This window comes from Methanosarcinales archaeon (genome assembly GCA_014859725.1).
Classification (GTDB): domain Archaea; phylum Halobacteriota; class Methanosarcinia; order Methanosarcinales; family Methanocomedenaceae; genus Kmv04.
Window position 1 is genome coordinate 1 of sequence record JACUTQ010000067.1, and the last position, 11,361, is coordinate 11,361.

Consider the following 11,361-nt stretch of genomic DNA (forward strand, 5'->3'; position numbering starts at 1 on the left):
AGTTATTTCTATGTTCAATTTTGTTCCATTTGCTTAGGATCTTTTTCAATGAGGGATTTACGTCCCCCTCCAGAACGTCGAATATTTAATCTGGGTACATCATAACAGGCATTTTTTAATTATTTATGCGTGAAATAGGCAATCACTTCATCATCCACACTATCGATCCTTGCATATCCGTACCGTTCGAACTGTACGACCCTGTCCAGCTCATCTGCAATACCAACTTCCCCTATACCTGGCATCTCTCCATCTGGTGTCAATACTCTAACAGGAATATTATCAACAGGTGCCCAATGAATGATCCTACCTCCACCTTTTCGCATCATTTCAATATCGTATCCTGCAAATTCTGCTCTACCCTCACCAATTATCCTGATATTATACAAATCCTTCAACCTGAAAATATCACCAGGTTGTGCATCCTTTATGTCCTGGCTGCACACAAACACGCTATCCTCCACAGGTATCTCTCTTATACCTCTGTCAACACCTGGATGCCGGGGTGGTCTGGCAACAGCAGGCTCTGCAAATGATAGCTCAAGTTTTACAGGCTCCCAGACAAAGAAATACCTGTTAGCATCATCATCTATCAGTTTCCTGTTCTCAGCATACAAATTATCCAGGCTGAGGCTCACATCTGTCTCGCCCACCCCCATCTCAATAAAGAACTTGCGAAGTGCTTCAGGTCTGATACCCCGTCGGCGGAGTGCCCGAAGGGTAGGCAGCCTGGGATCGTCCCATCCGGTATATTCCCCGGCTTCAATAGCCGAACGAAGGCCGCTGGTACTGAACTTACCGAACTCATGCATCTTCACCCTGCCCCAGTGGGAAGTGTGGGGATAGGTCCAGCCAAAGTAGTCGTAGACATACTTCTGGCGCCGCTCACTGTCTATCAGGTCCTTGCCCCTAATGATATGGGTCATAGCCAGCAAATGGTCTTCCAGTGCTCCCTCAAAATCCAGCAGCGGCCAGACTACATACTTATCAGCTATCTCAGGCCTGGGATGTGGGGTCTTCACGATCCTGAATGCGCCCCAGTCCCTGATGGCAGGGTCCTTATGGGTAATATCGGTCTTGATCCTTAATACTGCGGACCGTTCTTCATATTCACCTGCCAGCATCCGCTTCCACTCCCGCATATTGACCTCGGGTCCGACATCCCTGTGGGGGCAGGCCTGCTTATTGTCCTTCAATTGCTTGAAATCTTCCTGGGAGCAGCAGCATACATATGCATGGTTGCCCGATATTAGTTGCTCGGCATATTCATAATAGACAGGCAGCCTGTCCGAGGCCATAACCACCTGGTCAGGTTCGGCACCCAGCCACCTGCAGTCTTCCAGGTACCAGTCATACGCTTCAAGCATGGGACGCTTGGTAACCGGATCAGTATCATCAAATCTGATTATGAATTTACCGTTATATTTTTTGACATACTCACTATTGACCACGATACCGCGAGCGCTGCCCAGTGTTGGAGGACCGTTGGGATTGGGTGCAAACCTCATGATCACTCCCTTCTCTGCATCAGGTAGTGCTTTTAAACCCTTATCAGGTTCTTTGCGCTGCTCCAGTTCTGCGATCAGTTCTGGTGCGATCTCTTCCAGTTCTGTTTGCCATTGTTCTGGTGTTTTGGAACATATCTCCTGCAGGATCTTGCCAAGTATGGGTGGGATTTCTTTGGCTTTCTGCCTTAACTCAGGCTGCTCACCCATGAGTTTACCCATTACTGCACCCTGTTGAGGGGGTTTACCGTATTTCACGGCATTCTGCAACGCATACTTCTTTATAAGCTTCTCAATATCCATATCCAATTAAAGACGTATTAGGATAACATAATTATTTGCAAAAAAGTCTTACATATCTCGGGCAGCCGCATCCGCAACCTCAAAACCAGCTTTTATTGAACCATTCATGCTCCTCTCCGGATAATTTGCCTGGGAGAACATCCCGGCAAGGTAAAGACCCTTGATATTTGTTTCATAGGGTAATACTTTATCAGCATAACCAATATCATAAACGGGAGCTGTCTGAGAATCCCTGGCCAATCTCCACCAGATAACCGAATTCCTGTTGAAATCCGGATACAGGCTCTCAATATCTTTTAGAAACTTTTCTATCACTTTGTCTGGACTCTCAGTAAACAATGGATCATTCGAGTTCTGGAAATAGGATGCAATATATATTAGATGCTGATCACCATAATTTTTTTTAGGCATGAAGTTGGTATGTTCTATCAAAGCACCAAAAGAAACATCTGCATTAATATTCAGCCAGTAGGTTTTATCTTTCATCAGGGGTTTTGTCATTCCAAGAATAGCACAGCACGTCCCCTGATACTGAATTGAATCAAGATCGGATTTAATAACTTTTGGGTCAATAAGTTCTTTTAATACGCCGGGAGCCACTGTGGAGATGACCTTATTGCACGAAATGGTTCCATTAATTAACTTCACTCCTGTAACCTTCCCGGATTTAATGATGATACTTTCAGCCTGGTTACCTCTAATGATGCGACCGCCTTTTTCCTGTATGGATTGTGCCAATGCCTCCACTAAAATTTGAAAACCCGGATTTAAATACCCAAGTTTTTCACCATGGGTCCCGCGGTTTGAGCGTATCTTGACCCTGCCCAACAGCCATGCAGCACTGACCCGATCAGCATTCTGGCCAAATTTGGATTGTACCAGAGGCTGGAAAAAATTGTCATAAACACCCTTCCCCCCGGTCTTTAGTATCCATTCCTTTGCCGTGATATTATCATAGGACCTGATATTCTTGATGAATTTTGTTCGCAGCACTAACAGGCTCAGCCTTATAATATCAATTATGGACAAAGGTGGGAATCTCAATATCTCAAAGGGAGTGCTCATAGGATATGCCCTTCCTTCCCAGTAATAACCTGTGGTTCCTGTTAACCATAACACATGTTCTGCAAGATCCAGTTCCTCAATCAGGTCAAGCAGTTCAGTATCGCTTGCAAAAAAATGATGGTAGAATTTTTCAATAAAATAATCCTCAATATGGTAACTCTTAAGCATCCCTCCCAGCAACTTGTCCTGCTCAATTAAGGTGACCTGATGATCCTCGGCAAGACGATAAGCTGCAGTAAGTCCTGCCAGCCCGCCTCCGATAATCACTATTTCACTCATATTGCATCTTCCAGTATTATCGATAATAAAGTACTACACCATACTCACTCTGTTCCCTATCCATCCAGCGGTACATCACATACCAATAATTGATATCACTGGGTTTAAAATGATACCATGCCATCTTGGCGCTGTCCAGCCTCTGGTAGTCATCCCCTAATATTTCATCCACGTAATCAGCATCAAGATCATGAACGATGATGAGATATGCATCCAGAGGGGGATTTTCATCAAGATTGACTTTCCATTTGATATTTGTGTAATGCCTGAGATGCCAGAGCAATTGTGTTTCCATCTCTTCATCAGCAACCTGTATCTTGGTCCTATAACCTTGATGGTCCATAGCTACCTGATTTAAGGTGTCCATAAATTCATTAAATTCCTTAGGAGCCTGGCTGGCCTGTATCAGAGGTTCGGCCGGATTGGCATAATTTCTGTAATTCAGATTATAGCTGGTATAAATGAAGAATGACGAGCTTACGACCAATATGACAATAAAGATGGCTTCAGCCCATCTTGGCCTTTGCTTCAAATTGGGCAGTGATTCTCCTAAATAGGCGCTGGCTATAAGTATGGCAGGAAGCAGGGGGTGAAGTATAAGCCATGGCACTTTTTCCCCGAGATAACTGTAAAAAGCAAGATTGGCTGCAAACCAATAGACCATAAAGGCCATCATTGGGTTTTCCCTACTTTTAACAAACCCCACTATATAATCAATACTTCCTGTAAAAGCGAACAGGATTATGGGAAGTTCATATAAGAAAAGCAGGGGAAAATAATAATACGGTGGGCCGTCAAGACGCTCAATTTCGTGCATCTTGAACCAGTGGGAAAATGCGTTGTAAGTAGCTGTTTTGGCTGCTGGAAGATCACTGAAAAAATTTGAATAAAATGTTACATAGATTATTAAGAAAACAATTACTAAAATGCCAATGTCCAATACTATCCTGAATATGTTCTGTTCAATAAATACTGTGGACATATGTATAAAATTGCGGTTTCGTAGTTTTTTTCCGATATTGTACAGGATAAACAGTACTACCGGGAAGACAAACATTGCTATGATGACATATGCATTCTCTTTGGCTGTGACCGAAAAACCCAAACTCGCCGCTCCCAGTGCCAGAAACAGTAACCTTCCAGGTTTATTTCCTTTTTCCAGGTATTTTGCAGCGCAAATTATCGTGGTCAGTGTAAAAAAAGTGATGAAAATATCATTTCTGAAAAACCGGGAATAGTACAGGAAGGAAGGAGATACGGCAAAGAATGCTGCTGCGATAAGCCATCCCGGACTGCCCAGATAACGTCTTAAAGCAAAGGTCAATAATACCATCCCCACACCGGTAAGAGCAGGTACTAACCGGGCTGAGAATATGGAATCTCCAATCAGGTTAAATATCCCAAAAGTCAGGAAATACAGGAACGGACCGTGAAACACCGGGTTGTATTCATAATTGCCGTTTGTGAATAATTTGTAGGTGAAGGAGCCCACTGCAGCTTCATCATGGTGGAACGGCCGAACATCAAGCTGGTACAGGCGCAGGGCTGTGGCCGCCATTACAATAATAAAAAAGATAACAAAGTCAGGCTCCTTATAAAATGGTCTTTTGGTGGTTATTGTTTCTGCCCCTGTCATGTTGTCCATGACTTCTATAGGATTATATTTAAGCATATTCATGACAATCTTTATCAAACATTGTGTTTATCCGAACATAACTATGACAATAAAAAATCATATCTTACCAATCCTGATAATAGCCGTACTGTTTGCAGCAATATTCTCAGTAACCGGATGCATTGACAGCGAAACGACTCCAGACGGTAAAGAGAACGCCCACGATACAACCACTACCCAAACCACCGGATCTGACGAGGAAGCAGTACTCAAGATATTCCACGCCGGCAGTCTTAGCGTACCCATGGCAGAACTGGAGGTGAAGTTCGAAACGCTTCATCCAAATGTGGATGTGCAGCGCGAACCAGCAGGCAGCAGTGCATCTATAAAAAAGATAACAGAGCTCGACAAACAGTCAGATATTCTTGCATCAGCCGATTATACCCTCATTCCGACAATGATGATGCCGGAATATACTAACTGGTACCTTGTGTTTGCGAAGAACCAGATAGTCATAGCCTATACCGATGACAGCAAATACAGTAGCGAGGTCAATTCGGATAACTGGTACGAGATACTTCGCAGACCTGATGTGACATTTGGTTTCTCAAATCCTAACGATGACCCCTGCGGTTACCGCTCAGTAATGGTAACGCAGCTATCCGAAGCCCACTATGCTGATGAGAGTATATTTGACGACCTTATGGGAGACAATACCGCAATAGCGATGACATTCGACAATGGAACATATACAGCAGTAATGCCGGACTCTGAATATATTGAGCCTAACACAAAAAAGATAATGATGAGAAGCATGGAAGTTGAACTTTCATCTGCACTTGAGACTGGCGAGATCGATTATTTCTATATTTACAGAAGTGTTGCAGTACAGCACGGATTCAAATTTGTGGAACTCCCGCCGCAGATAGACCTGAGTTCAGTTGAATATGCTGATGAATATAAAACAGTCAGGGTCAGGACCGCAAACGGTAATATAGCTGTCGGCACGCCAATTGTTTACGGGATTACCATTCCGGATAATGCAATGCAGCCAGAGCTTGGAGTTGAGTTCATAAAACTGCTGCTAAGCACTGACGGGCAGAATGTATTCATAGACAACGGACAGCCCCCTATCGTACCGGCTGTAACAAATGATGCAGAAAAAGTACCTGCCGAACTGAGAGCATTACTATAAAGAATTTGATAATACCATCTGAATGTTAAGGAAAAAGCAGACCGGACACATGCTTACAAGCCGAAAAGCACCTGAGCCACTTATACTTGTATTTATTTTCCTGGCTCTGGTGCTACTGTTATTTGTTGTTATAACGCTTGCCAACATGGTGATAGAGCAAGTAGTCACCGACCTGCCTGCACTTATCAATGCGGCTTGCGAAAAGTCTGTTATAAAGTCCATATCACTATCCATGTATGCCGGGCTCGTTGCAACGCTGATAGCCCTGGTACTCGGGATACCTGCGGCATATATCCTTGCACGTAAGGATTTTTTTGGAAAAGGTTTTGTTGAAAGCGTACTGGATATACCAGTTGTCGTCCCGCATACGGTGGCTGGTATAGCACTTCTCACCATCTTTGGCGCAAACGGCTTACTTGGCGCTCCGCTTGAGTCGTATATCAGGTTCAGGGATGCATTTGCCGGTATCGTCATTGCCATGCTCTTTGTATCTGCGCCCTTCCTGACCAACTCTGTGCGAGAGGGGTTCCAGAATATAGATCCCAGACTTGAGAACACAGCCCGTTCCCTTGGTGCTCCCATGTGGAAAGCGTTATTATTTGTCACAATGCCGCTTGCTGCACGCCACATCCTGACAGGTTCGATCATGTGCTGGGCGCGGGCGATAAGTGAGTTTGGTGCTGTAGTGATAATAGCATATTATCCAATGATAGGCCCGACACTTGTGTATGACAGGTACCTGTCGTATGGCCTGTCAGCATCAAGACCGATTGCGGTTCTGTTGATACTGGTTACTCTTACAATATTCATAGCGGTAAGGCTTCTATCCGCGGGCTGGCGTCTGTATGATAAGGATTAAGGGTCTGCACCGGGACTGGAAAGAATTTGCGCTTAAGGGAATAGACCTTGAAGTGCAGGATGGTGAATATTTTGTAATACTCGGTCCCACAGGTGCCGGAAAAACGCTCCTGCTGGAACTTATCGCAGGGTTTCATGCACCGGATGGGGGTGAGATATTTATTAATGAGAAAAACGTCACAGGACTACCACCCGAGAAGCGCAATATTGGTTTTGTATACCAGGACTATTCCCTTTTTCCGCACATGAATATCCGGAAGAATATCGAGTTCGGACTGCGCATGAGGGGTATCAGGAACCTCAGCAAGGTGGAGAATATGGCCGGGAACCTGAACATCTCACACCTTCTGCATAGATATCCCCTGACACTTTCAGGGGGTGAACAGCAGCGGGTTGCACTTGCGCGCGTGCTTCTCATTGAGCCGGATGTGCTGCTGCTGGATGAGCCACTGAGTGCCCTTGATCCTGAAACCCAGGATACGACCAGGCGATTGCTGAAAAATATACACAATTTGTCTGATCTGATGATAATCCATGTGACCCATAACCAGACCGAAGCACAGATCTTAGCAGATCGCATCGGAGTTATGATGGAAGGCAAAATCGTACAGGTTGCAGCAGCAAATGAGGTGTTTGACAGACCGCTTAATGACCGGGTCGCGCATTTTATGGGAGTTGAAAATGTGCTGAAAGGAACAGTCACTTCTAACAGTGAAGGACTTTCCCGTATTGCCCTGGACAGTTGTGAGATAGAGGCGGTGTCCTGGTTTGCGGTTGGAGATAAAGTACATGCGTGCCTGCGACCTGAGAATGTGACAATCAGTCTAGTGCCTGTTAAAAGTAGTGCCAGAAATGCGTTTGAAGGGGATGTGATCGAAATTGAGCATCTGGGTGCGCTTTTGAGGGTAAAGGTGGATTGCGGTTTTGTGGTAAATTCGTTCATAACAAAACAATCGGCACTGGAGTTGGGACTTGAGCTGGGTAGGCATGTGACTGTATCATTTAAAGCCACTGCCATTCATGTAGTTTAAGATGAGATTAATGGTGTGAGGAACAATGATACCCAGGACAAAGTTATGGCTGACCGAAGATGGGAAAACGTTGATTGGCGAAGGAAAGGCTGCACTTTTATACGCCATCGATGAAGAAGGTTCGTTGAACAAAGCATGTGAGAAGGTCAATATCTCATATAAACATGCATGGCTTATGTTGAAGAATATTGAGAAAAATTCCGGGAAGGAGATTGTTACAAGTATTCGCGGTGGAAAGGACCAGGGTACATTTTTGACTGATTATGCAAGGGAGATGCTTAATGAGTACGAATCGCAGAAGAACATTATCAGTGAAACGTTAGACGATGAGACGTTCTGGGAAGGGGTGGGACTGAAGATCACGGCTCGTAACAAGATGCCCGGAGAGGTTATCGATGTTGAGGAAGGGGATGTGATCTCTAAGGTCAAGATATTGATCGAGCCGGTTGTGGTAACTTCATTGATAACAAAGGAAGCCGTGGATAGGCTGGATATTAAAAAAGGTGATGAGGTCTATGCGGTCGTCAAATCTACGGAAGTGATGATCGGGAAAAAGTGAAAGTGTTCATGACGTTGTAAGAACATTAGAAATAAAATGATATAAAAGAACTCTAAATCAAAATTATACTGGGTAGTAATATGTCCAATGATATTATCACTAAAGTAAAAGCAGCCAGAAGCGCTTCAATCCCCCTTGCCAGCGTATCAGGTGCCACGAAGAACAGAGCCCTGACCGCAATGGTATCAGCATTAGATTCAAACAGGGATAAAATAATCTTGGCCAACAAAAAAGACCTTGAAGCAGCTAAGAAACTCGAGGAAGCGCGTAAGCTCTCAAATGCGCTTGTAAAGAGGCTGAAAGTAGATGATATCAAGATAGATGAGATGATAGCAGGCATAAAAGACGTCATCAAATTCGAAGACCCCGTGGGTAAAACTCTATCAGCCCTTGAACTGGATAGCGGTCTTGAACTTTATCAGATTAGCTGCCCAATTGGTTTGATTGGTGTTATTTTCGAATCCCGCCCCGATGTCGTCCCTCAGATCATGTCGCTCTGCCTCAAGAGCGGTAATGCCACCATCTTCAAAGGAGGAAGTGAAGCAGCGCACTCGAACAGGACTATCTTTGATGTGCTTGTCGATGCAACTGAAAGCATAGAAGGTATGCCGCAGGGTACATGTGTGCTAATGGAGACAAGGGAAGAGGTCAACGAGATCCTGAAGCTTGATGACTATATAAGCCTCCTCATCCCCAGAGGTTCCAATGAGTTCGTGAAATACATACAGGACAATACACGGATTCCAGTGCTTGGACATTCTGCAGGGATCTGCCATGTCTATGTGGATAACGAAGCTGACCTGAAGAAGGCACTCGATATATGCTATGATGCGAAAGTACAATATGCGGCGGTATGCAATGCCATGGAAACCATGCTCGTGCATAAGGATATTGCAGATGAATTCCTGCCAGAGATAGGGAAGAAATTCAATGATGCAGGCGTAGAGCTTCAATGCGATGAGCACTCATTTGAACTCTTATCGAATATGGGATTCTTAAAAGCTGTACTCCGTGCAACTGATGAGGACTGGAGAACAGAATATAATGACTTTATACTCTCCATAAAGATCGTGGATTCACTGGACGAGGGTATCGACCATATAAACAAATACGGCTCCCATCATACCGATGCCATTGTGACCGAGAGTAGAACAAATGCTGTCAGGTTTATTGATCTTGTGGATTCCTCAAGCGTAATGTGGAATGCCTCCACACGGTTTTCAGACGGCTTCAGGTATGGAAAAGGTGCTGAGGTGGGCATCAGCACCAACAAGATCCATGCCCGCGGTCCAGTCGGGATGGAAGGGCTTCTCATCTACAAGTACGTGCTTCTTGGAAATGGGAATAAAGTGGAGGATTATGTAGGAAAGAACGCACGGAAATATACCCACAGAAAGCTAAATGTAAATCTTAAAGATAAATTGGACTAGGAATTGGATGGATTCTATTCACACTATTAACAGAAAAGAGGTATTCAAGGACATCAAAAACATCGTTCTGAAAATAGGTACTTCGTCCTTGTCCAATGCAGACGGAAGTTTCAACCGCAGATTTACACACGAAATAGCAAATCAGGTAGCTCGACTCAGGAAATATGGAAAAACGGTAATCATCGTAAGCTCGGGAGCTATCGGGATAGGATGCGAGGAGTTGAAAATGGCTTCGTGCCCACGGGAAATCCCGTTGCGACAGGCTGCTGCAGCATTAGGCCAGAACATCCTGATGCAGGAGTGGATGGCGGCGTTCAATAAGCACGATATCAAAGTCGCCCAGATACTATTGACCTATGAAGCATTTTCCAACAGGATGACGTATCTTAATCTCAGGAACAGTATCTCAACACTTATGGAGGCAGGGGTGATCCCTGTAATCAATGAAAATGATCCCATTTGCGTACATGAGATAGAGGCGACCTTCGGAGACAATGACAAGCTCTCTGCAATGGTGGCAAGCAAGGTTGATGCTGAACTTCTGATTATGTTATCGGATATCGATGGGTTATGCAACAAAAATCCCAAGAAAAATGAAGATGCACAGCTCATAAGTACCATAAAAAAGATCACGCCTGAAATTGAAAGTTATGGTGGAAGTCCTACGAGCATGAAAGGCGTGGGTGGGATGAGAACAAAGATAGAAGCAGCAAAGATAACATCGATTGCAGGATGCCACATGGTGATTGCCAACAGTGCAATTGATAATGTGGTAATAAGAGTCATGGAAGGGGAGAACATCGGTACCCTGTTCCTTGCACTGAACGGAAAATTCAAGAACAGGAAGCGCTGGATAATACTTTCCAAGGCTTCGGGAAAGCTCATTGTGGATAAAGGCGCAGAAGAAGCTTTACAGAAGAGAAGAGGGCTTTTACCTTCCGGGATTATCGAGGTTGTCGGGATGTTTGACAGGGGAGATATCATCGAGATAGAAAGTGAAGGTAAGGTTTTTGCAAAGGGTATCACAGATTATACTTCCCGGGAGTTAATTAAGATCAAAGGGAAGCGTTTTGATATGATTGAAGGGATACTAGGATACAAGAATTACGATGAAGTTATAAGAAAGACGAATATGGGATTATTTTAATTATCTCATCTATTTGGAGTGTTTATTGAGAAGTTTATACTAGATAGAAGATACCTTACTCCATTGTCAAATGAAGGATATTGTATGGAATCAAGCTTATTTTTAATTCTGTTATGCAAATAAGGCACTATGAACGTTTTTTACCTATTTCATTGAGTGTTCTCTTTGCCTGAAATTCAAATTCAAAATGGTGTGTCTTGATATGCACATTTTTCTTCCCTTTCTTGAATTCACGTATTGTGCACAACTGAATTTGTCCTATTTTTATTAAAAAATATTACGAATTAGTTGAAAATGGATACTGTGCCTGAGTAAAAACGGGAGACTTTTTATTATTTTCTGATAATGGCCAATATAGGTCAATTTAATTAGAT

General features: G+C 43.9%; 9 protein-coding genes. 6 read left to right on the forward strand and 3 right to left on the reverse strand.

Annotation, left to right across the window (positions count from 1 at the left end; genetic code table 11):
• Nucleotides 1-119 precede the first annotated feature (119 nt).
• The 3 genes from IBX40_07060 to IBX40_07070 are packed head-to-tail and all read right to left on the reverse strand — an operon-like array spanning nt 120 to nt 4,824.
• Nucleotides 120-1,808, reverse strand: a complete 1,689-nt coding sequence (locus tag IBX40_07060; protein ID MBE0524073.1) for a glutamate--tRNA ligase — start codon at nt 1,806-1,808, stop codon at nt 120-122.
• A 48-nt stretch (nt 1,809-1,856) separates the two neighbouring features.
• The gene (locus tag IBX40_07065; protein MBE0524074.1) at nt 1,857-3,152 is read right to left on the reverse strand and encodes an NAD(P)/FAD-dependent oxidoreductase; all 1,296 of its coding nucleotides are present in this window, start codon (nt 3,150-3,152) and stop codon (nt 1,857-1,859) included.
• A 16-nt stretch (nt 3,153-3,168) separates the two neighbouring features.
• Nucleotides 3,169-4,824: a TIGR03663 family protein gene (locus tag IBX40_07070; protein MBE0524075.1), complete on the reverse strand. Its 1,656-nt coding sequence runs from the start codon at nt 4,822-4,824 to the stop codon at nt 3,169-3,171.
• Between the two features lie 46 nt (nt 4,825-4,870).
• Between IBX40_07070 and wtpA the strand changes: the two genes are divergently transcribed.
• The 6 genes from wtpA (at nt 4,871) to proB (ending at nt 10,987) form a co-directional block, all read left to right on the forward strand.
• Nucleotides 4,871-5,962, forward strand: coding sequence for a tungstate ABC transporter substrate-binding protein WtpA (wtpA, locus tag IBX40_07075; protein MBE0524076.1), 1,092 nt, complete (start codon nt 4,871-4,873; stop codon nt 5,960-5,962).
• Between the two features lie 49 nt (nt 5,963-6,011).
• On the forward strand, nt 6,012-6,821 hold the full coding sequence (locus IBX40_07080; protein ID MBE0524077.1) for an ABC transporter permease: 810 nt from the start codon (nt 6,012-6,014) through the stop codon (nt 6,819-6,821).
• Complete coding sequence (locus IBX40_07085; GenBank protein MBE0524078.1) at nt 6,808-7,851, forward strand: ATP-binding cassette domain-containing protein; 1,044 nt, start codon at nt 6,808-6,810, stop codon at nt 7,849-7,851. Before IBX40_07080 ends, IBX40_07085 begins: the two co-directional genes overlap by 14 nt.
• A gap of 25 nt (nt 7,852-7,876) precedes the next feature.
• On the forward strand, nt 7,877-8,410 hold the full coding sequence (locus IBX40_07090; protein MBE0524079.1) for a molybdenum-dependent transcriptional regulator: 534 nt from the start codon (nt 7,877-7,879) through the stop codon (nt 8,408-8,410).
• Between the two features lie 80 nt (nt 8,411-8,490).
• Complete coding sequence (locus tag IBX40_07095) at nt 8,491-9,840, forward strand: glutamate-5-semialdehyde dehydrogenase (protein ID MBE0524080.1); 1,350 nt, start codon at nt 8,491-8,493, stop codon at nt 9,838-9,840.
• Between the two features lie 7 nt (nt 9,841-9,847).
• Nucleotides 9,848-10,987 carry a glutamate 5-kinase gene (proB, locus tag IBX40_07100; GenBank protein MBE0524081.1) on the forward strand — a complete coding sequence of 380 codons (1,140 nt, stop codon included), beginning with the start codon at nt 9,848-9,850 and terminating at the stop codon, nt 10,985-10,987.
• The last annotated feature ends 374 nt before the right edge of the window (nt 10,988-11,361 follow it).